General features: G+C 52.0%; 25 protein-coding genes, 2 tRNA genes and 6 pseudogenes. 19 read left to right on the top strand and 14 right to left on the bottom strand.

Features of this window, described 5'->3' with window-relative positions:
• Positions 1-9: 9 nt before the first annotated feature.
• The 5 genes and pseudogenes from MN084_RS10350 to MN084_RS10330 form a co-directional block, all read right to left on the bottom strand.
• Entirely contained in the window at positions 10-759 is a 750-nt protein-coding gene (locus MN084_RS10350; RefSeq protein ID WP_241086465.1) for a phosphatase PAP2 family protein, read from the bottom strand.
• 150 nt (positions 760-909) lie between these two features.
• The gene (locus MN084_RS10345) at positions 910-2,079 is read right to left on the bottom strand and encodes an ABC transporter permease (RefSeq protein ID WP_320416433.1); all 1,170 of its coding nucleotides are present in this window, start codon (positions 2,077-2,079) and stop codon (positions 910-912) included.
• A 2-nt stretch (positions 2,080-2,081) separates the two neighbouring features.
• Positions 2,082-2,849, bottom strand: a pseudogene (locus tag MN084_RS10340) (ABC transporter permease).
• Positions 2,839-3,454 (bottom strand): annotated as a pseudogene (locus tag MN084_RS10335) (ABC transporter ATP-binding protein). Before MN084_RS10335 ends, MN084_RS10340 begins: the two co-directional pseudogenes overlap by 11 nt.
• The gene (locus tag MN084_RS10330; protein WP_241086466.1) at positions 3,451-4,608 is read right to left on the bottom strand and encodes an efflux RND transporter periplasmic adaptor subunit; all 1,158 of its coding nucleotides are present in this window, start codon (positions 4,606-4,608) and stop codon (positions 3,451-3,453) included. The pseudogene MN084_RS10335 and the gene MN084_RS10330 overlap by 4 nt, the downstream one beginning before the upstream one ends.
• Before the next feature lie 149 nt (positions 4,609-4,757).
• Here MN084_RS10330 and MN084_RS10325 point away from each other — a divergent pair.
• The 10 genes from MN084_RS10325 (at position 4,758) to MN084_RS10280 (ending at position 12,565) form a co-directional block, all read left to right on the top strand.
• Positions 4,758-4,834, top strand: a tRNA-Val gene (locus MN084_RS10325).
• Between the two features lie 97 nt (positions 4,835-4,931).
• Entirely contained in the window at positions 4,932-6,842 is a 1,911-nt protein-coding gene (gene thrS / locus MN084_RS10320) for a threonine--tRNA ligase (protein ID WP_241086467.1), read from the top strand.
• Between the two features lie 76 nt (positions 6,843-6,918).
• Positions 6,919-7,437 (top strand): translation initiation factor IF-3, encoded by a 519-nt coding sequence (infC, locus tag MN084_RS10315; protein ID WP_241086593.1) that lies wholly within the window; start codon positions 6,919-6,921, stop codon positions 7,435-7,437.
• Positions 7,438-7,461: 24 nt separating this feature from the next.
• Positions 7,462-7,659: a 50S ribosomal protein L35 gene (gene rpmI / locus MN084_RS10310; RefSeq protein ID WP_241086468.1), complete on the top strand. Its 198-nt coding sequence runs from the start codon at positions 7,462-7,464 to the stop codon at positions 7,657-7,659.
• Positions 7,660-7,679: 20 nt separating this feature from the next.
• Complete coding sequence (gene rplT / locus MN084_RS10305) at positions 7,680-8,039, top strand: 50S ribosomal protein L20 (protein ID WP_241086469.1); 360 nt, start codon at positions 7,680-7,682, stop codon at positions 8,037-8,039.
• Positions 8,040-8,140: 101 nt separating this feature from the next.
• A complete protein-coding gene (gene pheS, locus MN084_RS10300; protein WP_241086470.1) occupies positions 8,141-9,172 on the top strand; it encodes a phenylalanine--tRNA ligase subunit alpha in 1,032 nt (343 codons plus the stop codon).
• 247 nt (positions 9,173-9,419) lie between these two features.
• Positions 9,420-11,798: a phenylalanine--tRNA ligase subunit beta gene (gene pheT, locus MN084_RS10295; protein ID WP_241086471.1), complete on the top strand. Its 2,379-nt coding sequence runs from the start codon at positions 9,420-9,422 to the stop codon at positions 11,796-11,798.
• Position 11,799: 1 nt separating this feature from the next.
• Positions 11,800-12,099: an integration host factor subunit alpha gene (gene ihfA, locus MN084_RS10290; RefSeq protein ID WP_241086472.1), complete on the top strand. Its 300-nt coding sequence runs from the start codon at positions 11,800-11,802 to the stop codon at positions 12,097-12,099.
• Positions 12,080-12,439, top strand: coding sequence for a MerR family transcriptional regulator (locus MN084_RS10285; RefSeq protein WP_241086473.1), 360 nt, complete (start codon positions 12,080-12,082; stop codon positions 12,437-12,439). The genes ihfA and MN084_RS10285 overlap by 20 nt, the downstream gene beginning before the upstream one ends.
• Before the next feature lie 49 nt (positions 12,440-12,488).
• Positions 12,489-12,565: transfer RNA gene (locus tag MN084_RS10280), tRNA-Pro, on the top strand.
• Positions 12,566-12,611: 46 nt separating this feature from the next.
• Here the strand turns inward: MN084_RS10280 and MN084_RS10275 are convergent.
• The 6 genes and pseudogenes from MN084_RS10275 to MN084_RS10250 form a co-directional block, all read right to left on the bottom strand.
• Positions 12,612-13,193 (bottom strand): DNA-3-methyladenine glycosylase I, encoded by a 582-nt coding sequence (locus MN084_RS10275; protein WP_241086474.1) that lies wholly within the window; start codon positions 13,191-13,193, stop codon positions 12,612-12,614.
• 1 nt (position 13,194) lies between these two features.
• Positions 13,195-13,398, bottom strand: coding sequence for a hypothetical protein (locus MN084_RS10270; protein ID WP_241086475.1), 204 nt, complete (start codon positions 13,396-13,398; stop codon positions 13,195-13,197).
• A 154-nt stretch (positions 13,399-13,552) separates the two neighbouring features.
• A pseudogene (locus MN084_RS10265) lies at positions 13,553-13,841 on the bottom strand (transposase); the annotation flags it as partial.
• A 406-nt stretch (positions 13,842-14,247) separates the two neighbouring features.
• Positions 14,248-14,676, bottom strand: a pseudogene (locus MN084_RS10260) (transposase); the annotation flags it as partial.
• A gap of 20 nt (positions 14,677-14,696) precedes the next feature.
• Positions 14,697-14,960 carry a hypothetical protein gene (locus MN084_RS10255; protein WP_241086476.1) on the bottom strand — a complete coding sequence of 88 codons (264 nt, stop codon included), beginning with the start codon at positions 14,958-14,960 and terminating at the stop codon, positions 14,697-14,699.
• Between the two features lie 89 nt (positions 14,961-15,049).
• A complete protein-coding gene (locus MN084_RS10250) occupies positions 15,050-15,868 on the bottom strand; it encodes a cytochrome C assembly family protein (RefSeq protein WP_241086477.1) in 819 nt (272 codons plus the stop codon).
• Between the two features lie 349 nt (positions 15,869-16,217).
• Between MN084_RS10250 and MN084_RS10245 the strand changes: the two genes are divergently transcribed.
• The 8 genes from MN084_RS10245 to sbcB all read left to right on the top strand — a co-directional run bounded on the left by MN084_RS10245 (position 16,218) and on the right by sbcB (position 22,338).
• Positions 16,218-16,334, top strand: coding sequence for a transposase (locus tag MN084_RS10245; RefSeq protein WP_330178014.1), 117 nt, complete (start codon positions 16,218-16,220; stop codon positions 16,332-16,334).
• A gap of 114 nt (positions 16,335-16,448) precedes the next feature.
• Entirely contained in the window at positions 16,449-16,709 is a 261-nt protein-coding gene (locus MN084_RS10240) for a transposase (RefSeq protein WP_320416434.1), read from the top strand.
• Between the two features lie 554 nt (positions 16,710-17,263).
• Positions 17,264-18,667 (top strand): signal recognition particle protein, encoded by a 1,404-nt coding sequence (gene ffh, locus MN084_RS10235; RefSeq protein WP_241086479.1) that lies wholly within the window; start codon positions 17,264-17,266, stop codon positions 18,665-18,667.
• Between the two features lie 140 nt (positions 18,668-18,807).
• The gene (rpsP, locus tag MN084_RS10230) at positions 18,808-19,059 is read left to right on the top strand and encodes a 30S ribosomal protein S16 (protein WP_241086480.1); all 252 of its coding nucleotides are present in this window, start codon (positions 18,808-18,810) and stop codon (positions 19,057-19,059) included.
• A gap of 29 nt (positions 19,060-19,088) precedes the next feature.
• Positions 19,089-19,646 carry a ribosome maturation factor RimM gene (gene rimM, locus MN084_RS10225; protein WP_241086481.1) on the top strand — a complete coding sequence of 186 codons (558 nt, stop codon included), beginning with the start codon at positions 19,089-19,091 and terminating at the stop codon, positions 19,644-19,646.
• A 7-nt stretch (positions 19,647-19,653) separates the two neighbouring features.
• Positions 19,654-20,397: a tRNA (guanosine(37)-N1)-methyltransferase TrmD gene (trmD, locus tag MN084_RS10220; RefSeq protein WP_241086595.1), complete on the top strand. Its 744-nt coding sequence runs from the start codon at positions 19,654-19,656 to the stop codon at positions 20,395-20,397.
• Positions 20,398-20,416: 19 nt separating this feature from the next.
• Positions 20,417-20,761, top strand: a complete 345-nt coding sequence (rplS, locus tag MN084_RS10215; RefSeq protein ID WP_241086482.1) for a 50S ribosomal protein L19 — start codon at positions 20,417-20,419, stop codon at positions 20,759-20,761.
• Between the two features lie 128 nt (positions 20,762-20,889).
• A complete protein-coding gene (gene sbcB, locus MN084_RS10210; protein WP_241086484.1) occupies positions 20,890-22,338 on the top strand; it encodes an exodeoxyribonuclease I in 1,449 nt (482 codons plus the stop codon).
• A gap of 152 nt (positions 22,339-22,490) precedes the next feature.
• Here sbcB and MN084_RS10205 read toward each other — a convergent pair.
• A pseudogene (locus MN084_RS10205) lies at positions 22,491-22,835 on the bottom strand (transposase); the annotation flags it as partial.
• Positions 22,742-23,044 (bottom strand): hypothetical protein, encoded by a 303-nt coding sequence (locus MN084_RS10200; protein ID WP_241086485.1) that lies wholly within the window; start codon positions 23,042-23,044, stop codon positions 22,742-22,744. The pseudogene MN084_RS10205 and the gene MN084_RS10200, both read right to left, overlap by 94 nt.
• A 122-nt stretch (positions 23,045-23,166) precedes the next feature.
• On the opposite strand from MN084_RS10200, the pseudogene MN084_RS10195 reads away from it, so the two are divergent.
• Positions 23,167-23,776: pseudogene (locus tag MN084_RS10195) on the top strand (transposase); the annotation flags it as partial.
• Between the two features lie 134 nt (positions 23,777-23,910).
• On the opposite strand, the gene MN084_RS10190 reads toward MN084_RS10195, so the two are convergent.
• Positions 23,911-24,066 (bottom strand): transcriptional repressor, encoded by a 156-nt coding sequence (locus tag MN084_RS10190; protein ID WP_241086487.1) that lies wholly within the window; start codon positions 24,064-24,066, stop codon positions 23,911-23,913.
• Between the last annotated feature and the right edge of the window lie 169 nt (positions 24,067-24,235).

Below are 24,235 nucleotides of genomic sequence, written 5' to 3'. Positions count from 1 at the left end.
CCACAGCCGTCAAGAACCTTGCCAGCGTTTGGGCAGAATGAACTCCAGAATGCGCTCTCCCAACCTTTGCAGGTAATAAGCTACGGGTGTACAGAAAATCCAGGCCATTATCAGCAGCACCAGGGTAGCTGAACCCACCAGATTGTCCGACAGCCAGTGGGCACCAGCGACCATCCGGGGCAGCAGTATCAAAACACTCATCATCAGTGCCGGGATACCCCACCGCCAGCCGGCAAAGAACCAGACAGAGCCAAGCCAGATAAAGGTCACCATCCCATGGTCGCCGGGAAAACTGCCAGATGATGCATCTTTAGCATGAATCCAGGGCACCAGTTCACTCAACCTGTGGACAGGCTCCAATGTTAGGGATGGGCTGATTCTTGAGACCGAAATCATCTGCGTGTAGAGGTCAACGACCCCGCTATCCTGGCTGAGGAGGATAGTGCCCGCCATAATGCCAAACATTGTTAGGCGTTTTACCATCGCCGTAGGCCCACAGGAAAAGGCGAAATAGAGAAAAAAGGCGATCATCACCAGGCCGGTCGTAATATCTGCCGACTTGCTGTTGGCACTAGCCCAGAACACCTGCCACTCGTACCCCCAGGCAAGAGTGCCGTTGAGGGTGTAGAAAACGGCTGTATCCAGGCGCTCCCAATAGCTGTGTGTCGGTTCAAACAGCCAACTGCTGAACAGGAGTGCCGCAAGCAGATGACACAGGATAAAACCAATGGGATGCCAGTAGACACTATTCTGGGACACAACCGACTCCAGTCTGAAAAAAGAGCATGGTTTGTAGCTTTAAACAGGGTGAAAAGTCAATAAATATTCTATCAATCTGATGATAGCTGAGGTTGGTTTTCAGTTTGACGGCGTACCGATGATCACTCCGTATGCAGTGGCTCAATAGGATCAAGTCCGGCTGCCTGCCAAGCAGGAACAACCCCGGCAACCAGGCCGATAGCGGCGGCTATCCCCTCTGCAAGCAGCACATAATTCCAGGGTGTGTGAACGGGCAGCGCAGGAATCAACGCCAAGCAGCCAGGCGCCACCGGCTCCGATGATCAACCCGGCCAGCCCCCCCAAGCTGGCCAGTACCACCGCTTCGCCAATAAACAGCCAGAGAATCTGTCGTTTGCGGGCACCGATGGCACGAAGCAGGCCCACTTCGGTCGTACGCTCAGTTACTGAGATGGTCATTATGGTAAGGATGCCGACCCCCCCGACCAGCAGTGAAATGCCACCAAGGGCAGCAACCGCCAGTGTCAGAATATCCAGTATTGAGCCAAGCGTCTCCAGCATCTGGTCCTGAGTGGTAACGGTAAAATCTTCGTTGCCGTGACGTTGAATAAGGCTCTTTTTTATCTGCTCGGAGAGCGTTTCACTGTCACTGCCGGGCCTATAAAGCAGGTCGATCTCCATCAGGCTATCTTGGTTAAACAGAGCCATTGCCTTGTGCGTGGGGATATAGGCGGCATCGTCCAAGTCAAAGCCGAGCGGTTGCCCTTTGGACTCCCGGATGCCAATAACCCGGAAACTCTCACTGCCGATACGGACTCGCTTCCCCAGTGGGTTCTCAGTGCCGAAGAGTTCGCTTCGGACTTTGCTGCCAAGGACCACAAACGGTCGGGCGAAACGGGGATCGTCTGCAGGCAGAAAGCGGCAAATAGCTGGCTTCATCTGCCATACCCTGGGCATATCCGCGCCAACACCATAGATGATGGTGCGTCGCGTCCGCTTACCATGCTCAATGGCTGAGTTACCCTGCGCCATGGGTACTACAGCCTGAATGAAGGGCAGGCGTCTTAAGCTCTCAGCATCCTCAATACTCAATGGGCGCACATTGTTCACAATGGCGCCGGAGACACCAAAAGTGGTGGATTTTCCTGGACTGATGGCGATCAGGTTGGTACCGAATTGGGTGAACTCTCCCAGAACGAACCGGTTAACGCCTTCACCGATGGAGGTGAGAAGTACGACGGAGGCAATACCAACGGCAATGCCCAGAGCGGTGAGCATACTGCGTGTCCGGTGGAAGATGACCGAACTGAGAGAGAGTTTGATAAAGTCACCCAGTAGCATCGTCAATGCCCCGCCAGTGCCTGAACCGGGTCCAGTCTTGCTGCCCGCTTGGCAGGCAGCACGCCAAATAACAGCCCGGTTATCAGAGAGACACTCACCGCCGCAGCCAATGCCCAGAGGGGTATCGCCAGTGGGAACTTGGGGAGGAGCTGGTTAAGCAGCCAAACGCCCCCATAGGCTGTGGCAACACCGCACAGTGCGCCGGCAACTGAGAGCAGGCCGTTCTACCATGAAGAGCAGCAAAATATCATTGTTGCGACTGCCAAGAGCTTTTAACAGTCCGATTTCAGACGTACGCTGAGACACGGCTACCAGCATGACATTCATGATCAGGATTCCGGCAACCGCGAGACTGATGGCGGCAATGCCCGTTACTGTATAAGTGAGTGAGCGAAAGATGCCGTCAAAGGTCGAGAGGAGGGCGTTTTGTGGGAGACCGGGGCAGCGCCAAATGCAATGGGTGCAATGCGGCGAATGGCGCTGGATCGTTGCAGGGCGAGGGCGTCGTTCAGTGTCAGATCCCGTGGTGTGCCGCCAACCAGCGGTGGCGTACTGCCTGTGGTTTCCACTTTCCCGGGCACAACAATAATCAGGTGCGTACCCATGCTGGAGAACTCATTGGTGACAAACTGCCTCGCCCCTTCACCAAGGGCGGTGAGAATCACCACTGATCCTACGCCAATGGTCATGGCCAGCAGCATCAGCCAAGTGCGGCCCTTGGCGCCAGTGAGAACACGGTTGCCGTAAGTAAGTGCATCTTCAATTCTCATCGTCAGCTATTCGGCGGGTTATGTCGTCATCCGCAACCTCTCCGTCAATAAGATGAAGCCGGCGCCCGGCGCGACCACCGATCTCTGGGTCATGGGTGACCACAATAAGAATAATGCCGCGCTGGTTCAGTGCCTCCAGGGTTCTGATGACATCGTCCCCCGTTGCCTTTGACCACCGGAGAGCTGGTCAGGCCTGTGGCCGCACAGCCTACCATTCCCAGAGCTTCAAATACCTGATGAACCCGCTGATGACGCTCTTTTGGCTCAATCCCTGCCAGCATCAGAGGCAGTTCAACATTCTCCGCTGCCGTCAGGCGGGGGATCAGATGAAATGACTGGAAGACAAAATCGATATGATCGCGCCGGGCCGATGCCAACTTCTCTTCACTCAAAGAAGTGGTATCAATCCCGTTGAGAAAATAGCGCCCGCTATTGGGTTGGTCCAGCAGGCCCAGCATATTCAGCAGTGTGGATTTGCCTGAGCCCGCCGGGCCCATTATCGAAAGATAGTCTCCAACTTCTATCTCCAAATTGATATCACGCAGGGCGTGGACGGTTTCGTCCCCCACTTGAAAATTACGATTGATCCCTTCTAGTCGAATCATCTCTCTTCTTCAGTGTCACGCTTGACCAGAGCGTCATCCTCTACGCCTTCCCTGTCCACCGAGGTGACGACCAGTTCACCCTCCTCCAGGCCTGAGACAACTTCTGTGTAGTCCCAATTGGACATGCCGCTTTTTATCTCGCGCTCTTGCAACAAACCCTCCGCAGGCAGGAAGACAAAAACCCGGTTATCATCCACCACTGCCTCAGACGGGATTCGCAGGGTGTTCTCATGACTATCCAGAATAATCTCCACATCAGCTGAATAGCCTGCCAGTAACTGCACCAGATCATCCGGGTTGCTGAACTCAACCTCGACCTCCACGGTGCGGGCCTGTCGCTCTCTATCCAACACATAGGTCGCGATACGGCGTACCTTTCCCGGAAAGCGGCGCTCATCGAAAGCATCCAGAGAGACCCGCGCGATCTGGTTCAGATAGATCTTTGGCGCATCCACCTCATCAATGGGAGCGGCCACATAGAAGCAGGAGTTATCGATCAGATCAATGGCCGGTGGTGTGGCAATACCGGGGGGAGATGGGGTGGTGTACTCATTCAATTCGCCGTTGATCTCAGCGACTACACCATCAAAGGGGGCGACCAGACGCGTTCGCTCCAGTTTGGTACGGGCGACTTCGATCCGTGCTGCAGCAACCCGTGCTTTGGCAGTGGATGATTCACACTTGGCCTGGCTCGCCTTGGACTCGGTCACTGCATTGTCCACCGAGTCCTCGGAAACTGCGCCGCTTTTCCGTAGTCGCAGCAATCGATCGGCTTTACGTCCGGCAACATCGGCCTCAAGGCAGGCCGCCCGGGCAGTGGCTTTACTGGCCTTGGCTTCTGCTTCATTCAGGGCGATCTCGGCCATCAGATCTTTATTCCAGAGTTCAAGCAGAAGTGTGCCTGTTTTGACCCGTTGGCCCTCACTGATATTCAGCCTGGATATCTGTCCGCCGGTTCCCGGAGAGAGTAGGGCTCGGCGGCAGGCCTTGACTGTACCTGCCCGGGTGTTCGCCACTGTCTCTTCCACCAGACCACGCTCCACGGCTTTAACGACAACAGCGATGGGTTTCGGACGGTTTAAATACCAGATGCCGGTGGCAATCATGGCGATTACCAGTATGGCTGAAACAAGATGCTTGATTCGACGGGTCACTGTTGTTGGCCTTATGTCTGATAGATAACCTTATTACGATAGTTATACTCCAGCATGACCCTAATTACTAAGCATAAGGGTTGATATGGCGTCCGCTCTTATGTACTATCGCGGCCCTGAAAGTTTTTAGAATTTTAGGCTAGAATTTTAGGCGCGTAGCTCAGTTGGTTAGAGCACCACCTTGACATGGTGGGGGTCGGTGGTTCGAATCCACTCGCGCCTACCAATATAGAACCCTCGATAACCGCCCCGGTTTTCGTGGGTTTCTTCTTTAGTTTATTATTCATGTGGCCTCTCGTATGGGTCACCACTGAGAGAGTAAAATGCCGAATATTACCCTTCCTGACGGCTCCCAGCGGAGCTTCGATAATCCTGTATCCGTTCATGATGTTGCAGCCTCAATCGGCCCCGGCTTGGCAAAGGCGGCTCTGGCAGGCCGTGTGGATGGCAAGCTGGTAGACACCTCTTTTACAATGGAACAGGACAGCGAACTGGCCATTGTCACTAGTCGTGACGATGATGGATTGGATGTCATTCGCCATTCCACCGCCCACTTGTTGGCTCAGGCGGTGAAAACACTTTTTCCGAAAGTCCAGGTGACTATTGGTCCTACTATTGAGGATGGTTTCTACTACGATTTCTCCTACGAACGCTCCTTCACCCCGGAAGATTTGATGGCTGTCGAAGGTAAGATGAAAGAACTGGTCAAGGCGAATCTGAAGATCACCCGTTCTGTTATGTCCCGGGATGATGCGGTGAAGTTTTTCCGGGACCAGGGTGAAGAGTACAAGGCGGAGATTATCGGATCGATTCCGGCGAACGAAGATCTTTCCCTGTATACCCAGGGTGAGTTCACCGATCTCTGTCGTGGTCCCCATGTGCCTGGCACCGGTGTGCTGAAGAGCTTTAAATTGATGAAGGTGGCGGGTGCCTACTGGCGCGGCAACTCGGATAACGAGATGCTGCAGCGTATTTATGGCACTGCCTGGCAGGACAAGAAGGCGCTCAAACTCTACCAGCATCGATTGGAAGAGGCAGAGAAGCGGGATCACCGCAAAATCGGCAAGGCCCAGCATTTGTTTCACACTCAGGAAGAGGCACCGGGGATGGTATTCTGGCACCCTCATGGCTGGACCATCTACCGCACTGTAGAGCAGTACGTCCGGGAAAAAATTCAGGCAGCCGGCTACCAGGAGATTCGTACCCCGCAGATTGTCGATCGCAGTCTGTGGGAGAAGTCGGGGCATTGGGACAAATACCGGGCTGATATGTTTACCACCAGCTCTGAAAACAGGGACTATGCGATCAAGCCGATGAACTGTCCCTGTCATGTCCAGGTTTTTAACCAGGGGCTGAAGAGTTACCGCGATCTGCCTTTGCGGTTGTCGGAATTTGGTTCCTGTCATCGGAATGAGGCGAGCGGCACACTGCACGGTTTGATGCGGGTCAGAAACTTTGTCCAGGATGATGCCCATATCTTCTGCACAGAAGATCAGATTCAGAGTGAGGTCTCCGATTTTGTCGACCTGCTGTTTGATGTCTATAAGGACTTCGGTTTTACCGACGTCAAACTTGAGCTCTCCACCCGTCCTAAAAAGCGTGTCGGCAGCGACGAAGTGTGGGATAAGGCTGAAAAGGCACTGGAAGAGGCGCTCAATGCCAAAGGGCTTGATTGGACGCTGCAACCGGGTCAGGGCGCATTCTACGGCCCCAAGATCGACTTCTCGCTGCGCGACTGTCTTGGACGGGTCTGGCAGTGCGGTACTATCCAGGTCGATTTTTCCATGCCGGGACGTCTGGATGCCAGTTATATAGCTGACGACAACAGCCGGCAGGTACCGGTGATGCTTCACAGGGCGATCCTCGGATCTCTTGAGCGTTTTATCGGTATTTTGATCGAAGAGTATGCCGGCGCTCTGCCTCTCTGGCTCTCGCCGGTTCAGGCTGTTGTGATGAATATTACCGATCATCAGAGCGAATATGTGGAAAAAGTGGCCGAAATACTGCAAAAACAGGGATTAAGGGTCGAAATGGACTTGAGAAATGAGAAGATCGGCTTTAAAATTCGCGAACATACATTGGCACGGGTGCCTTACCTGTTGGTAGTTGGTGACCGTGAGATGGAAAATGGGACGGTGGCTGTTCGCACCCGCACCGGCGAAGACCTTGGCAGTATCAGTATAGAGGCGTTTGCAGAGCGGATGAGCGAAGAGATCGATCGTCGGTCGAATTAGGGCTTGCCCAGACGAAAGCACCGGTTTCCGGTGCTTTACTGTTTGGCAGGCGCTGTTCTTTGGGAGGAACTGAGTTATCGCTGCACCAAAAAGAAATCGCCTGAACGAGGATATTACAGCTCGTGAGGTACGCCTTATAGGGGCGGATGGGGAACAGGCAGGTATTGTCTCGCTGATCGAAGCTAAGGGAGTAGCCTCTTCTGCGAGCATGGACCTGGTTGAAATACAACCAAACGCAGAGCCTCCTGTTTGCAGGGTGATGGATTATGGCAAGTTTGTCTTCGAGGCGAAAAAGCAGAAGGCAGCAGCCAAAAAGAAGCAGAAACAGGTTCAAGTCAAAGAAGTGAAGTTTCGTCCAGGGACGGGCATAGGAGATTATCAGGTAAAACTACGCAACCTGATACGTTTCCTGAACGATGGGGACAAGACCAAGGTAACCATGAGGTTCCGCGGTCGAGAGCATGCCCACAGGGAGTTGGGTCTAGAACTTTTGCAGCGGGTAGAAGCCGATCTGGCAGAGCTTGCGGAAGTTGAGCAATCACCACTGATGGAAGGTCGTCAGATGGTGATGGTGTTACGTCCCAGAAAAAATTAACCATTGAATGCGAGTTGAGAAATTATGCCTAAGATTAAAACTAATCGCGGCGCGGCCAAACGGTTCTCCAAAACCGGGTCCGGCGCAATCAAACGGGGTCAGTCCCATCGTCGTCATATTCTGACGAAGAAAAGTACCAAGCGTAAGCGTCACTTGCGGTCACCCGCACAGCTGGCCAAATCTGACGTGTCAGTAGCACGTCGTATGATTCCCTACGCTTAATTGACATTGGAGACTGAGATATGCCTCGCGTAACACGTGGTGTAACAGCACACGCCAGACACAAAAAAGTGCTGAAGGAAGCTAAGGGTTATTATGGTGCCCGTAGTAAAATTTATCGCGTTGCCAAGCAGGCCGTTATCAAAGCCGGCCAATATGCTTACCGTGACCGCCGCCAGAAGAAACGCCAGTTTCGTGCGTTGTGGATTGCCCGTATCAATGCCGGTGCCCGCAATAATGGCATTTCGTACAGCCGTATGATTAACGGTCTGAAGATAGCGGGTGTTGAGATCGACCGCAAAATGCTGGCCGATCTGGCTATCTTTGACAAGCCTGCTTTTAGCGTCTTGGCAGAACAGGCCAAGGCTAGTCTCTCAAGCTGATAGCTTGTCATTGCACCGGTAAACAGCCGGTGTTGCAAAAATGACGTAATGGGGAAAGGCCTTAAGGTCTTTCCCCTTTTTGCATTTTAAGGACCAATACAATGGGTGCTGAATCCAATTCCCAACTTTCGCAGCTCGTCGATGAGGCTACTGCGCTTATTGATAATGCCACCAGTCTGGCTGCACTGGATGAAGTGCGTGTCCGCTATCTTGGCAAGAGTGGATTGATCACGGCTCAGCTAAAGCAGCTGGGTAAGCTGCCGAAAGAGGAGCGGCCCCAGGCGGGGCAGGCGATCAATAAGGCTAAGCAGGCGCTGCAGGTTCTGATCGACCAGCGCAGAGGAGAACTGGAGCAGCAGGCGCTGACTCAACGGCTCGCCTCGGAGCGTATCGATGTCACTCTGCCTGGCCGTGGTCTGGGGCAGGGCGGGCTCCATCCGGTGACACGTACACTGGAACGCATTGAACGTCTGTTTGCCAACTTGGGCTTCAAGGTGGAAGAGGGGCCGGAAATCGAAGATGACTACCACAACTTCGAAGCGCTCAATATACCTGCGCACCACCCGGCAAGGGCGATGCATGACACCTTCTATTTCGATGCCCATATGCTGCTGCGCACCCACACATCCCCGGTGCAGATTCGTACCATGGAGAATGCCGGGCCACCACTGAAAGTGATTGCGCCGGGACGGGTCTACCGTTGCGACTCAGATCTCACTCATACCCCAATGTTTCATCAGGCGGAAGGTTTGCTGGTGGATGAAGATATCTCCTTCGCAGACTTGAAAGGAGTGATCTACGATTTTCTGCAGAACTTCTTTGAACGTGATCTGAAGGTGCGTTTCCGGCCTTCCTACTTCCCCTTCACCGAACCCTCGGCTGAAGCGGATATCGAGTGTGTGATGTGTAATGGTGACGGCTGTCGTGTCTGTGGTCACACCGGTTGGCTGGAGGTGCTGGGTTGTGGCATGGTCCATCCGGAAGTGTTCCGTCATGTGGGTATCGACAGTGAGAAGTATACCGGCTATGCCTTCGGTATGGGTATAGAGCGTTTGACGATGTTACGCTATAAAGTCAATGACTTACGGCTATTTTTTGAGAATAATTTGAGATTTTTGAGGCAGTTTGCATAGACCGGCAATCCTGACTTGCAGGTCCAGCATCGTAATCGATCGAATGGCAGGTAGAGGCGTTTCAAAACCCCACTGGTTCCCACGCTCTGCGTGGGAATCCATACGGTACGATAACGAGAGCCCGGGAACGAGAAGTCATGCGTCTTTGTCAGATTGTAAAGAGTGCTAGAGAGGAAATCTCCTCATAGTAATAAAATCAGCGTTGATTCGCTGGTTTGCAGCCTTTATATATAGTTGGAATATAAACATGAAATTCAGTGAAGCCTGGTTGCGTGAATGGGTCAATCCCCCGGTCAGCACAGAGGAACTGTCGGACCAGCTCAGTATGGCTGGTCTGGAAGTGGACTCTGTGACACCGGTGGCCGGTGAGTTTTCTGGCGTGGTCGTTGGTAAAGTCGTCACTCGTGAACAGCACCCGAATGCAGACAAGCTCAGCCTCTGCAGTGTCGATGCAGGTCAGGATGAGATGTTGCAGATTATTTGTGGCGCTCCAAATGTGGCCGCAGGTATGAAGGTTCCGGTCGCGTTGATCGGTGCTAGGTTGCCCGGTGACTTCAAGATCAAAAAGGCCAAGCTGCGCGGCGTGGAGTCCCAGGGCATGATCTGCTCAGCCTCGGAACTGGGGCTGGCTGACTCATCAGACGGCATCATGCCGTTGCCGGAAGATGCCACTATTGGTAGCAATTTCCGTGAGTACCTGGCCCTCGACGATCAGGCGATCGATGTGGATCTGACGCCGGACCGGGGCGACTGCCTCGGATTGATAGGGATTGCCCGTGAAGTAGGGGTAATCAACCGCTGCCCGGTGAACATTCCCTCGATGGAACCTGTTGCGGCAGTGAACGATGACCGCTTTTCGGTAAAGGTAGAAGCCCCTGAGGCCTGCCCGCGCTATACCTGTCGGATTATCCGCAACATTGATCCTAAGGCCGAGACACCGCTCTGGATGCAGGAGCGGCTACGCCGCGGCGAACTTCGTCCCATCTCTCCGGTGGTGGATGTTACCAACTATGTGATGCTGGAGTTGGGGCAGCCGATGCACGGTTTTGATCTGCGCCAGTTGGATAGCGAAATCTGCGTCCGTATGGCTGTAGCAAACGAGAAGCTGACGCTGCTGGATGGCCAGGAGATTGAACTGCGCAGCGATACGCTGGTGATCACTGATGCCTCGAAGGTGGTGGGGATGGCCGGCATTATGGGTGGTGAGCACTCCGGTGTGGCTGATGACACAACGGATATCCTCCTTGAGTGTGCTTTTTTCGCACCCATGGCAATTACCGGTAAATCCCGCAGCTATGGCCTCCATACCGACGCCTCACACCGTTATGAGCGCGGTGTCGACCCACAGTTGCAGGTTAAGGCGATTGAGCGTGCCACACAGCTGTTACTGGACATCGTCGGCGGTGAGCCAGGTCCGGTAGTTGAGACGGAGGATGAGAGCCGGATTGAACAACGCCCTGAGATTCTGCTACGCAGCGCCCGGGTTGCCAAAGTGCTTGGTGTGAAGATTGACGATGAGACCATTGCCGATATTCTTACCCGCCTGGAGATGCGGATAGAGCCAGTGGAGGAGGGGTGGAGGGTAGTCGCTCCGAGTTGTCGTTTTGATATCAGCATCGAAGAAGACCTGATCGAAGAGATCGGTCGTATCTACGGCTACACTAACATTCCAACCAAACGTACTGCCGCCGCCACAGTGATGCAGGGAGAGCCTGAAGTGGCTTTCAATCTGCATAGGGCAAAGCAGATGCTGGTGGACCGTGACTATCAGGAGGTGATCACCTACAGCTTTATCAGCAAGGAGATGCACGACCTTACCGATCCCCAGCACGGCACGGTAGAACTGGCCAATCCGATCTCTGCTGATATGGCAATTATGCGTACCAGTCTCTGGCCCGGTCTATTGCAGACGGCGGTGTACAATCAGTCTCGTCAGCAGAGCCGTATCCGCATGTTCGAGTCAGGCCTTAGGTTTATCAATCAAGGCGCTGAAATTAAACAAGATATAATGCTATCAGGACTGGTGTCTGGCCCCTCTCTGCCGGAACAGTGGGATAGCAATGACGGTTCAGTCGACTTCTTCGATATCAAGGCTGATCTGGAGACAGTATTGGCTTTGGGTGGCAATCGAGATGAGTTCGACTTTATAGCTGCCGAGCATCCAACTCTGCACCCCGGTCAGAGCGCTAAAATTACCCGCGGTGAAAAGATAGTCGGGTGGATTGGCATGTTGCACCCCGAGCTGGAGAAGAGTCTCGGCCTATCAGGAAAGGCCTATTTGTTTGAAATCAGACTTGATCAACTGCTGGAAGGTAGATTGCCCGGATTTAAGGCGCTCTCAAAATACCCCTCTATTCGTCGCGACATTGCCATAGTGGTTGACGGACAGGTTGAATTCAATGAGATCAGGGCGTTAATCAGGCAGACTGCCCCGGAAATTTTGCAAGACATCCGTCTTTTCGACGTCTATACTGGGGAAAAGGTAGACTCAGGACTAAAAAGTCTCGCTTTGGGCTTGATTTTACAGGAAACTTCCCACACTCTTACAGACCAGGAAGTTGAAGATGTGGTTAGCAGAGTGCTTAGTGCGCTGTCCGATAAGTTCGGTGCAAAGTTGAGAGATTGATATGGCATTGACCAAAGCTGAGATGGCTGAAAGGCTTTTTGATGAACTCGGCCTTAATAAACGTGAGGCCAAAGAGATGGTCGAGATGTTTTTTGAGGAGATCCGGCTCGCACTGGAAAAGGGTTCCCAAGTGAAATTGTCCGGGTTTGGCAACTTTGACTTACGTGAAAAAAAACAGCGCCCAGGGCGTAATCCAAAGACCGGTGAAGAGATACCTATCTCTGCCCGGCGCGTGGTGACATTCCGTCCGGGGCAAAAACTGAAGGCGAGGGTGGAAGCTTATGCTGGAAGCGAGCATTAGCACGGTAGAACTGCCTGCCATTCCCGGCAAGCGTTACTTTACCATTGGTGAAGTAAGCGATCTCTGTGCGGTCAAACCTCACGTGCTGCGCTATTGGGAGCAGGAATTCCCCCAGCTCAAGCCGGTTAAACGCAGAGGCAACCGACGATATTACCAGCGTCATGATGTTCTGATGATTCGTCAGATCCGGGGCCTTCTGTATGAGCAAGGCTTCACCATCGGCGGCGCAAGACAACAACTCTCGGGTGATGGAGCCAAAGAAGATGGTTTCCAGAGTCAGCAGATAATCAAACAACTCTGTACAGAACTGGAAGAAATTTTACATATTCTGAAGCGTTAACCTCACATTGACAATAATGCGTATACCACCTAGTATGCGCGCTTTGTTACGGGCGGTGGCGCAGTTTGGTAGCGTACTTGCATGGGGTGCAAGGGGTCGCTGGTTCGAATCCAGTTCGCCCGACCAACTCAAAAAAAGGGATGCATTAGCATCCCTTTTCTTTTGGGCCAGATTAATCTCTCCCCACTTCCCCGTGCCGAAAGCAATCAGCAGTATGATCATTCACCATCCCCACGGCCTGCATATAGGCGTAACAAATTGTGCTGCCGACAAATTTAAACCCGCGCTTTTTTAGTTCCCGTGCCATGGCATTAGATTCTGTCGTGGTTGCCGGTACCTCTTTCAATGATCGCCAGTGGTTATGAATTGGCTCTCCATCGACAAATTTCCAGATGTAATCGGAAAAGCTGCCCATTTCAGACTGGATCTCCAGAAACAGCCGGGCATTGCTGATAGCCGAGTTGACCTTTAACCGGTTGCGCACAATACCGGGATCAGCCAGCAGAGCTGCGACTTTTTTCTCCCCATAACCTGCGATCTTCTTTGTATCGAACTGATCAAAGACTTTATGGTAGTGATCCCGTTTACGCAGAATGGTAATCCAGGAGAGACCCGCCTGAGCACCTTCGAGAATAAGGAATTCAAACAGAGTGCGGTCATTGAAGCAGGGAACACCCCACTTTGTATCATGGTAGTGTTGATAAAGTGGATCATTACCGGCCCACCCACAACGCTTTATGTTGGCTTTCGACATATCAGCGTCCGATACTGCTGAAGTCACTGCCGGGAACCAGACCAAAGCTCTGTTCGAGATCCAGTTCATGGATCAGCCTGTCCACTGCCGCCTGTCCATGCTCGCGCTGTATCTCTCCAAGGATCAGCCGCACGGCATTGCGGTTATAACCACTTCCGAACTGAAGTTGCTGCTGGATGAGTTCTTGTGCCCTTTCCGGGGTCATGCTGAATCTCCTGTGTGCTGCTGTGTTTCCCTGATAAAAACAGGTTTGATCGACCTAAATTACTAAGAAAAAGCATTAGGGTTATGGAAACGATAAATTATCGCCTACCTATGCAGGCAGCTTGAGTTGGCTCACAGACACTGAACCCGAACACCAAGGCGGCCCAGAAGCCCATAGCACCATCGCCGATAGCAAGTAGCAGGCTGTTTATTCCACGTGATTTCAACTTCAGCAGGACTTCATGCCAGCTCTGCGTGGACTCCCGGATACTGCCAGAAAATGCTTCTCAGCCTGTTCATTGACACCAATAATAACCAATGCGCAGAGTTTTGCCTATTCAGCTCCCAATCCACTGTAGATGCCGTCAATCTGGTGGCAGGCCAATCTCGATACTCCTGTGTCCATACCTGCTTCAGTCGGGAAACCGTACTGGCAGATAGCCCTTTTCGGGTGAGAGCTATAGTCAAAAAATGTTCGTATACAGGATCGTGTTCTCTTCTTCAGATTCGTTCACAGAACGAATCGCTTCTCCGTTATGAAGCATGCTTTTCAGATCACAGTTCAGATACTCGTCAGGGTCCAGTTCCGGTGAATGGGCAGGCAATAAAAAGACTTCCAGATAGCATTTTATGGCCCGGTTAGATCACCAGTGGTTCACCTTCTTGGTATGATGCACTCGCAGGTTGTCCAGTATCAGAGATACCTTTACCCGGTATAGATTCAATCAGTGCCCTTAGGAATTTGATTAGCACTTTTGCATTCATGGATAACTCATGCAGCATGAAGCTGTAAAACTGCTTGATAAGCTGAGCAATGAAACCTCGAGTCCAGAGCGCAAAACTTGAGAGCCTATAAAGTTTTCTGTGTAACAGCCAAGGTTAAATATATACCGCTAAGCGTTCTTCGAATCTCAATCATAAATCTAGTCAGTGCTGGTTTCCAATGACGGATCGGCATTGTCCACTTTTTCGATGGGGCTTGGATTGCCAGGTGGATTACCTTCTTCGCAGAGTCATCGGTTGGAAACAACTTCCGCTTTTTGATCGCTTTGCGAATGACGCTGTTCAGCGACTCAATGGCGTTGGTCGTGTAGATCACTTTTCGTTTGTCCTCCGGGTAGTTGAGCAGCGTGTTGAAATTCTGCCAATGGGTGCTCCAGGAGTGGCTGATCTAGGGGTATTTATCGTCCCATCGGTCAGAGAATTTATCCAGCGCCGGTAAGGCTTCTTCCTCGGTGATGGACTGGTAAATCTTTTTCAAATCAGCCGCGACAGGCTTGTTGGCAAGCCCCTAGTTCTCTAGACGTCCGACAGCTTCTCTAACTCCCTTCTTTCAAATTCAGCAGGTGATAGCCCATTATTAAATCCATGTCGCCGCTCTGCACCACGGATTTTTTGAGAAAAAATATCGCGTTCTTCGTCTTCCTGTTTTCTTTTCCCAGCGGGCTTGTTTGTATGAAGATAAAAAGCGCCATTTTTGTGCCTTTCCATGACTAAAAAAATGGGAGAGGAGGCCAGAGGCGTGAATGGGGCAATGTACGCGAACTTGAGCAGGAGCGCCAAAAACTGATCGATTCCAGTCTCCCGCTGGATGAGTCAATAGCAGACCCTCGGTTAGCCGGCAGGCATATCAGGGCATTGGTACATAGCTGTTAACCAGCATTAACTCCTAATATCACCTCAACCACAAATTTGCTGCCAAAATAGGCCAGCATCAGAACCACGAATCCGATCAGGGTCCATATCAGGGCTTTTTGTCCGCGCCAGCCGAAACGGAAACGGCCCCAAAGCAGTGTGCCGAATACAAACCATGCGACAATGGAAAGGATGGTTTTATGGGCCAGCCTTTGGATGAGTATATTCTCTAGGAAGATAAACCCGCTGATCAACCCAATGGTGAGGAGTACGAAACCCAGGCCAATCATTTCAAACAGGAGTGTTTCCATAGTTATGAGTGGCGGCAAGGCGCGAATAAATCCCCCGGGGTGGCGATGGTGTAGGTGGTGGTCATGTACTGCAAGGAGTACCGCCTGGACACTGGCCATGGCTAACAGACTGTATGCAAGCAGTGAGATAAGCACATGCACACGCAGGCCCCAAGAAGCATCAGCCGGGAACAGATGAGCTGTGGAGAAATGCATCTCAAGGAGAATACTGAGTATTGCCAGCGGCAGCAGAAAAATACCCAGGTTTTCTACCGGCTTGGTAACGGCAGAGAGCATCAGAAGAAGCAGAATGCTCCAGGCGATAAGTGAAAATGCTGCATAAAAGCCCAAGTTGATGCCGCTGTCACTGATAATGCCCTGATAGAGTATGGTTCCATGGAGAAGTACACCTGCCAACCCTAGTCCGATGCCAACTGGGCGCGGTATATTGGTTTCGGTCTTTTCATGGAAAAGCCGAACAGAGATGACTATTCCGCTGGCGGCGTAGCTGGCGATAGCTAGAAAGGCAATTATGGTAGTGCTCATATTGGGGGTGATAATCGCATATCTGCTATTACGCGACTAGCCTATTCTTGTACTACAGTCGTCATTCTGGATACAGAAGGGAGTTTGAGATCAAGCGCTCGATCCTGAATTCTGCCCATGTTGGGATGGCATTGCTTAGAGGGAACCTCTAGAGGATGGTCTGTCTCTAGTCTTAAGGCCGGAATTTTCTAAGAATGCCCGGTACAGTTTTTGGTAGAGGCTCAAGGGAGACCCGCTGCCAAAGCTGGAAAGGGCCGTAGACTAAGAGACTTTTAGGGTATTGTTGGGCTCAGTTTATAAAAACAGTGATCCCAGTAAAGGTGGGTGCCCACCTTACGATGCGGTACTGATGTTCAAGGTGTTGGTCCTACAGCATTTATTCAATCTGAACGATGATCAAACAGAGTTACAAATACGGGATCGCTATAGCTTTTGTCGTTTTCCTGGGCTGAGCCCAGGAGGGTAAGGTACCCGATGCTAAAACAGTTTGAGTATATCGTGAGCGCCTGAAGGGACGGGGCCTTGTTGATAAACTCTTTTCAGAGCTGTTGATCCAGCAGGCTTCGCTCGCAAGGGGCAGATTGTAGATGCCGCTATTGTTCCAATACCCAAGCAACATAATACGCGAGAAGAAAATAGGCAGATCAAAGTCGGGGATAGCCCTGAGGCATGTGGTGATAACAAACGCCGCCAGAAGAATGTTGCAGCACGCTGGACCATGAAGCATGGCAAAACCCACTGTGGGTACAAAAGCCGCATCGGCATAGACCGGAAGCACAAGGTCATTCGCAAGTATGCCGTAACATCAGCTGAAGTTCATGGTAGCAAAGTCTTCGAGTAACTGCTGGATGAGAACAACAGTAATAGCAGTGTCTGGGCCGATTCTGCTTACCGCAGTGCAGAGCAGGAGTCTGCTTTACCGGGGTGCGCATTACCGCAGTCACATTCACCGCAAGTCGGCACACAAACGCCTCTTGAATGAACGGGAGCAAGAGGCAAACCGAAAACGATCAAGAGTTTGGGTTTGCAAGTTGAGCACGCGTTTGCCCAGCAGGCCAATCGACTAATGCAGAGACAGGGCTCTCCGGATTTGCTAAAAACTATTGGTCTTTGCCGGGTTTTTAGAGATTCCCTTTACCAAGTGTGCCTTGATTAATCGGGCTACTGGTTAAGCGGCATTTATTAGCCGTTTCATAGGCAAGTTGCGACTGAAAGCCCCGGAATAGCCAAAATTGAGGTCAAATCCGGGAATAGCGCAGGTTGTTTTTGCAAATATTCAAGATTGGATGGCAATTGAAGTGAAAAACTTCAATTTTTCAGACCATTCGTTAGAAACGCACCCTTTCGGTTGTAATTCGATATAATAACCGGATTTTTCAATGCCAGAGACTGAGCATGTTTGATAATCTGACAGATCGACTAGGCGGCGTACTCAACAAACTGCGTGGCCAGGGCCGCCTGACCGAAGACAATATCAAGGAGACCCTGCGTGAAGTTCGTATGGCGCTGCTGGAGGCGGATGTTGCTCTGCCAGTGGTCCGTGGTTTTGTCGATAGAGTAAAAGAGAAAGCCATGGGTGGCGAGGTGATGAGCAGCCTCACCCCAGGCCAGGTACTGATCAAAATCGTCAATGATGAGTTGATCGGGGTGATGGGAGAGGCCAATGAGTCGTTGAATTTGGCCGCTCAGCCACCGGTGGTGATTCTCATGGCCGGTTTGCAGGGATCAGGCAAGACCACCAGTGTTGCCAAGCTGGCTCGTTGGCTCAAGGAGACCCAGAAAAAATCTGTCATGGTGGTTAGTTGTGACGTCTATCGGCCTGCCGCTATTGATCAGTTGGAAACCCTGGCAACAGAGGTCGAGGCGGAGTTTTACCCCAGCGGTACAGATCAGAATCCACTCGCTATTGCCAGCGCAGCACTGAAGCAGGCACGCAAACAGTTCATGGATGTGCTGATTGTCGATACAGCCGGACGCCTCCACATAGATGAAGAGATGATGGGGGAGATCAAGGCCCTCCATGCCGATGTCTCACCGGTGGAGACTCTGTTTGTAGTGGACAGCATGACCGGTCAGGATGCTGCTAATATCGCCAAGGTATTTGACCAGGCACTGCCGCTGACCGGCGTCATTCTCACCAAGACGGATGGTGATGCGCGGGGGGGTGCCGCGCTCTCTATTCGTGAAATTACCGGTAAGCCGATCAAGTTCCTCAGCGTGGGTGAAAAGACCACAGCACTGGAACCCTTCCATCCGGAGCGCATAGCATCACGGATACTGGGTATGGGCGATGTGCTCTCCCTGGTGGAGGATGTGCAGCGTAAGGTCGATCACAAAAAAGCCGAGAAACTGGCGAAAAAACTGCAAAAAGGAAAAGACTTCGATCTGGATGATTTTCGTGAACAGATGGAGCAGATGGCTAATATGGGTGGGCTGAGCTCGATGATGGATAAGCTGCCCGGAATGGGCAATATCCCTGATCACGTGAAGAACCGGGTCAATGACCGGGAGATTATCCGCTCAATCGCCATTATCAACTCAATGACGTTCAAAGAGCGCCGTTTTTCCAATATCATCAAGGGTTCCCGCAAGCGCCGTATTGCTCTGGGCTCCGGCAGTCAGGTGCAAGAGGTAAACAAAATGCTCAAGCAGTTTACCCAGATGCAGAAGATGATGAAAAAGATGAAGGGCGGCGGCATGGCCAAGATGATGCACGGGCTTAAAGGCAAAATGGGGCCGGGCGGTTTGGGTGGCCCGGGTGGTGGTGGTGGTATGCCGCCGGGTGGGTTCCCATTTTAACTGGGCTTCTTTTAATTAATCGTTTATAAAAAGTATTTCACTTTTTCTGCAAAGTACGTAAAATGCCCCATTCCACTTCGATCGGTTTGGCTGGCCGGTAGTGCGCGGCAGATTAACTTAACATATAATATAGGTAGGACATGGTAACAATTCGTCTTGCACGGACGGGCGCTAAAAAGCGGCCCTTCTATCACATAGTCGTGGCCGATAGTCGCAAACCTCGCGATGGCCGTTATATAGAGCGTCTGGGATTCTTTAATCCTATTGCTGTTGGCAATGAAGAGCGCCTTCGCCTGGATCGTGGCCGCGTGGACCACTGGATCTCTCAGGGCGCACAGCCCAGTGATCGTGTTGCTAGGCTGGTGAAGGATGCTGCCAATGCAGCTACCTGATCGTTACCGGGCCTATGCCCAGCTGAAATATGTCGGACCCAGGCGCGCATAAATCGGAAAAGCCCCAAGGCTCAACCGATAGGAGTGATGATCCTAAATGGGTCGAGATGGGCCGGGTTTCCGGCCTGTTCGGTGTGCGGGGATGGATAAAAGTCTTTTCCGGCACGGCTCCACGGGATAATATCCTGAAGTACCACTCTTGGTATCTGCGCAGAGCAGGGGGGTGGAAACTGTTTGAACTGGAAGCGGGAAAGGCTCATGGCAAAGGTATTGTTGCCAAGCTGTCAGGCTGTATGGACCGCGATCAGGCTGCGGAGCTGGTGGGAGCGGATATCGCTATTCCACGGGACCAGTTGCCGAAGGCCAAGCCGGGTGAGTACTACTGGATTGATCTGGAAGGCCTGGAAGTGCGGACCCTTGAGGGTCAACTGCTCGGCCGGGTGGATCATCTGTTTGAAACCGGGGCCAACGACGTGATGGTGGTAGAGGGAGATCGCCGGAGGCTGATCCCCTATATAAAGAGTACCATTCACAAGGTGGACCTTGTGGCGGGCGTGATTAGCGTGGACTGGGATCCGGATTTCTGAGATGACCATGCGCTTTGATGTGGTAACCCTGTTTCCTGAGATGTTTCGGGCGATGCTGGGTGAAGGTGTTACCGGCCGTGCCTTGCAGGGAGGTCAGGCTGATCTGAATCTTTGGAATCCACGGGATTATACCAGCAATCTGCACCGAACAGTGGATGACCGGCCTTATGGCGGTGGACCGGGCATGGTGATGAAGGCCGAACCTTTGAAAGGGGCGATTGAAGATGCCAGGAAGGCAGCCCCCGGATCACAGGTGGCTTATCTGAGCCCCCAGGGACGGCGCCTTGACCAGGCGGCAATCGGTGAGCTCTCTCAGCGACAGGGTGTGATCCTGGTTGCAGGACGTTATGAAGGGATCGATGAGCGAATTATTACCCGTTATGTCGATGAAGAGTGGTCCATTGGCGACTATGTGCTGAGCGGTGGTGAGCTGCCTGCGCTGGTGTTGATGGATGCTGTGACCCGGTTACTTCCCGGTGTTTTGGGGGATGCGGATTCGGCAGAGCAGGACTCCTTTATGGATGGCCTGTTGGATTGCCCGCACTATACGCGACCGGAGTCATTTGACGACGAGACGGTACCGGTCGTGCTGTTGGGCGGCAACCATGAATTGATACAGCGCTGGCGACTGAAGCAGTCGCTGGGGCGGACATGGATGCGACGGCCTGACCTATTGGAGGCTCGGCAGTTGAGCCATGAAGAACAGACCTTATTAGACGAATTTATACAGGCGCAGATTGACGCCAGTTGAGATACAGGAGCATACGACCATGAGCAATATCATCCAGGAACTCGAAGCCGAGCAGATGGGCAAAGAGCTACCCGCATTTGGATCAGGCGATACCGTGGTTGTTCAGGTTAGAGTCAAAGAGGGCGACCGTGAGCGTCTGCAGGCCTTCGAAGGCCTGGTTATTGCCAAGCGCAACCGCGGCATCAATTCTGCCTTCACTGTCCGCAAGATCTCCCATGGAGAGGGCGTTGAGCGTGTGTTCCAGACATACAGCCACTCTGTTGCAGAGGTCAAGGTGAAGCGTAAGGGTGATGTCTCCCGCGCCAAACTCTACTATCTGCGTGGCCTTACCGGTAAGGCAGCACGTATCAAAGAGAAGATCTAAGCTTCTACCGGCGATTTTTGCCCTGTTAAAAAAGCCATCCCGTAACCGGGGTGGCTTTTTTTGTTATGGTTTACCTGAAAGTTAATATAACGTACGGAACACCGACTGGAGTATCAGGATAGAGGCATATGGCACTGACCTATTATTGGCATGACTATGAGACTTGGGGTACCGACCCACGGCGGGATCGTCCGGCTCAGTTTGCAGGAATCAGGACGGATGAAGAGCTGAATATCATTGGCCGTCCACTGGTTGTTTACTGCAAGCCGGCAGATGATGTTCTACCACAACCGGCAGCCTGTCTGGTGACTGGTATTACGCCACAGAAAGCGCTGGAAGAGGGGGTGAACGAGGCTGAATTTTTCGCCATGATTCATCAGGAGATATCATACCCGGGAACTTGTGGCGTAGGCTACAATAGCATCCGGTTTGATGACGAATTCACCCGCTACGGCCTCTACCGCAACTTTTACGATCCCTATGCCAGAGAGTGGCAGAATGGGAATTCACGATGGGACATTATTGATGTGGTGCGTCTTACCCACGCCCTTCGGCCCGAGGGTATCAACTGGCCGAAGAGTGAAGAGGGCATAACCAGTTTCAAGCTGGAAAATCTCACCAGGGAAAATGAGATTGCCCATGAAGCGGCCCATGATGCACTTTCAGATGTTTATGCCACTATTGCTCTGGCAAAATTGATCAAAACGCATCAACCCCGCCTCTATGATTATCTGCTGCAGATGCGGAATAAGAAAAAAATGGGCGAATTTCTGAATATACGTGAGAAAAAACCGGTACTGCATGTCTCATCCATGTATCCAGCCAGCACGGGATGTATCGCCATGGTTGCGCCACTGGCCAAACATCCGACGAATACTAATGGTGTGATTGTCTATGATCTTCGGCATGACCCACAACCGCTGCTGACTCTGGATGCGAAGGGAATCGCCGAGCGGCTTTTCACGCTCCGGGATCAGTTGCCAGAGGGCGTTGAGCGGATTCCACTCAAGACGATCCATCTGAATAAGTCGCCGGCGGTGGTGCCGCTTAATACTCTGACGGATGAGACAGCAGAGCGCTGGGAGATCAATCGTGAAATCTGTTCAAGGCATCTGGAGGCGCTAAAAAATACCCCTGGACTTGAGAGGAAGTTGCAGTCAGTATACTCGGAAAGAACTTTTAAGCCGGTCAGTGACCCGGATCAAAACCTTTATGGTGGCGGCTTCTTCAGTTCAGATGACCGGCGCCGGATGGACAAAATCAGGGGTACTGAACCCAGCGCCCTGGCTACGGCAGGGATGATTTTTGACGATCAGCGACTGCCGGAGATGTTGTTTCGTTATCGTGCCCGTAACTGGCCTGAAACACTCTCCCGTCCGGATAGAGAGCGTTGGGAAGAGTTTCGGCGGGAGCGGATCACCCTTGCGGATGCCGGGGGGAGCATTACGCTAAAAGCGTATCGCCAACAATTGGCTAAATTGATGGTCGATCCGGCTAGTGGCGAGAGGGAGATGGGTATTCTTTCGCAACTGGCCGATTGGCCGGAGCTGATCGGAATTAATAGAGCCTGCTCATAAACCATGACTATTTGATATTATTTTCATAAATACGCAATATAAAGTGGACAATGCCGATCCGTAATTGGAAACTAGCACTGAATAGATTTATAATCGAGCTCGAAGAACGCTTGCGCGGTATATATTTAACCCAGGCAGTTACACAGAAAACTTTACAGGCTCTCAACACCCTCGTTAAATTTGATTCCGGTTATCACCTTCGCCAGGTAATCGAAACCCCGTAATCGTCTCCACTTCTTCTCGGCACACAGGCCGAGTTTGAACATCATGTGTAGCATGCCGTCACGCGATAGGCAGCCCTTGGAACGCTTGGTTCGATGGCGGATTGTCCCGAAGGTGGATTCAATCGGATTGCTGGTCCGAATGCTCTGCCAGTGCTGCGCAGGAAATTGATAGAAAGCCATCAGTTCCTCTCGGTCTTTGTGCAGACAGATGGCAGCCTTCGGATACTTTGGCTCATACGTTTTGATAAACAGATCAAAGGCCTTTTCCGCATCGGCAGTTTACGAGCTGGCAGGTGACCATTACGAACCACTCCCGCCTTGCCATCCTCTGTCCATCGCTCGACGTGCTCCGCCAACAGCTCCAGCAGCTCGGCCTCCACCGCTTGGTAGATCAACTGCCCTGCACCGCTTCTCGGCAACTCTGTCAGCGGATCGATAATCGTATCTCGAACTGCCAGCTTAACAACGTTATTCTCACTCATGGTGGCGTATCTCCAATGGTTGTTTTGATGTCTAGCAACAACAAATCAACCAGATACCCCGCTTTTTTTCAATTCCTTTCAAACAACACTTTCAGTTATAACTCCTTGTTATCCTAATTGCCGGACAACAAACTGAGTGTGGTCATGCTGCTGTCGTAGGCAATGGTTACCTGCCGGAACGACTCATCCAGACAGATATAGGTCCACCGTGAAGGTACCCAAGGTACGCTCTAGATCTGGAGATCCGATCACTTTCCACACTGCGTTGGTCCCTCCCTATATTTGCAAAACCCGTTCGCTGGAAGCTGCGATTCCCTGGCTGTATAGCCGCGGTGAGATGAGGGAAGCACTCAAGGTGCGGGCCGGCCCGGAAGCAAAAGGGCTATCTGCCAGTGCGGTTTCCCGACTGAAGCAGGTACGGGCACAGGGGTACCGGATTGGTGCATCACCAGATTGGGCAAAGCTTGCTGGGTAGACGGCATCTACAGTGGCCTGAGAGCTGAACAGGTAAAACTCTGCGCATTGGTTATTATTCGTGTCAATGAACGGGGTGAGAAGCATTTTCTGGTGATAGAAAATGGTGTCCTGGAATCGACGCAGAGCTGGCATGAAGTCCTGCTGAAGTTGAAATCACGTAGAATGAACAGTCTGGCACTGGCTATCGGTGATGGTACCATGGGCTTTTCGGGCCGCGCCTTGGAGGAGATTTACCCGGAAACCCGTCAGCAACGCTTCAATTCATGAGTCGGTGTCTGACGGCTAAAATATTCCAGTCTTTGCGTTGAAAATATTGAGCAATTCGCGGATTTAACTTGCGAGTGCAACAGGTCGATTGTGATCCTCAAGGAGTACCTGATTAGGTGTTTTTATGTCAAGCCAACACCTCCCCCTGCATCCGACAGCATGCTGTTGATATCTTCGGCACTGACGTGGCGTTCACTGCTATTTTCCAGCAGTTCCAGTATTTTCACCCTGGGAGCGGTGACTTTCAGGTCGGTTTTTCTTATCTTCTGGTCGTCCAAACGCCTACCTCTATCCACCTTTCCTTTCCAATAGGCCTAGGACGGGGAAAAATCAGCGCCAAAACCCATGAAACATCCTGACTAATCAGGTATTATCACCAGTTCCAATCACTATACTCTTTGCATATACCCGGATAACATTGAATGCGGAAGCTTCTCATCTATTGGG

Source organism: Candidatus Vondammii sp. HM_W22 (genome assembly GCF_022530855.2).
Taxonomy (GTDB): domain Bacteria; phylum Pseudomonadota; class Gammaproteobacteria; order Chromatiales; family Chromatiaceae; genus Vondammii.
Note: the sequence above shows the minus strand (reverse complement) of the source record. Positions and strands in the feature narration are given on the sequence as shown.

Bases quoted from the DNA above. Each gene is read 5' to 3' on its own strand.
- MN084_RS10345 (WP_320416433.1), bottom strand. From the start codon at position 2,079: ATGCTACTGGGTGACTTTATCAAACTCTCTCTCAGTTCGGTCATCTTC.
- thrS (WP_241086467.1), top strand. From the start codon at position 4,932: ATGCCGAATATTACCCTTCCTGACGGCTCCCAGCGGAGCTTCGATAAT.
- rpmI (WP_241086468.1), top strand. From the start codon at position 7,462: ATGCCTAAGATTAAAACTAATCGCGGCGCGGCCAAACGGTTCTCCAAA.
- rplT (WP_241086469.1), top strand. From the start codon at position 7,680: ATGCCTCGCGTAACACGTGGTGTAACAGCACACGCCAGACACAAAAAA.
- pheS (WP_241086470.1), top strand. From the start codon at position 8,141: ATGGGTGCTGAATCCAATTCCCAACTTTCGCAGCTCGTCGATGAGGCT.
- pheT (WP_241086471.1), top strand. From the start codon at position 9,420: ATGAAATTCAGTGAAGCCTGGTTGCGTGAATGGGTCAATCCCCCGGTC.
- ihfA (WP_241086472.1), top strand. From the start codon at position 11,800: ATGGCATTGACCAAAGCTGAGATGGCTGAAAGGCTTTTTGATGAACTC.
- MN084_RS10285 (WP_241086473.1), top strand. From the start codon at position 12,080: ATGCTGGAAGCGAGCATTAGCACGGTAGAACTGCCTGCCATTCCCGGC.
- MN084_RS10275 (WP_241086474.1), bottom strand. From the start codon at position 13,193: ATGTCGAAAGCCAACATAAAGCGTTGTGGGTGGGCCGGTAATGATCCA.
- MN084_RS10270 (WP_241086475.1), bottom strand. From the start codon at position 13,398: ATGACCCCGGAAAGGGCACAAGAACTCATCCAGCAGCAACTTCAGTTC.
- MN084_RS10250 (WP_241086477.1), bottom strand. From the start codon at position 15,868: ATGAGCACTACCATAATTGCCTTTCTAGCTATCGCCAGCTACGCCGCC.
- MN084_RS10245 (WP_330178014.1), top strand. From the start codon at position 16,218: ATGTTCAAGGTGTTGGTCCTACAGCATTTATTCAATCTGAACGATGAT.
- ffh (WP_241086479.1), top strand. From the start codon at position 17,264: ATGTTTGATAATCTGACAGATCGACTAGGCGGCGTACTCAACAAACTG.
- rpsP (WP_241086480.1), top strand. From the start codon at position 18,808: ATGGTAACAATTCGTCTTGCACGGACGGGCGCTAAAAAGCGGCCCTTC.
- rimM (WP_241086481.1), top strand. From the start codon at position 19,089: ATGTCGGACCCAGGCGCGCATAAATCGGAAAAGCCCCAAGGCTCAACC.
- trmD (WP_241086595.1), top strand. From the start codon at position 19,654: ATGCGCTTTGATGTGGTAACCCTGTTTCCTGAGATGTTTCGGGCGATG.
- rplS (WP_241086482.1), top strand. From the start codon at position 20,417: ATGAGCAATATCATCCAGGAACTCGAAGCCGAGCAGATGGGCAAAGAG.
- sbcB (WP_241086484.1), top strand. From the start codon at position 20,890: ATGGCACTGACCTATTATTGGCATGACTATGAGACTTGGGGTACCGAC.
- MN084_RS10200 (WP_241086485.1), bottom strand. From the start codon at position 23,044: ATGAGTGAGAATAACGTTGTTAAGCTGGCAGTTCGAGATACGATTATC.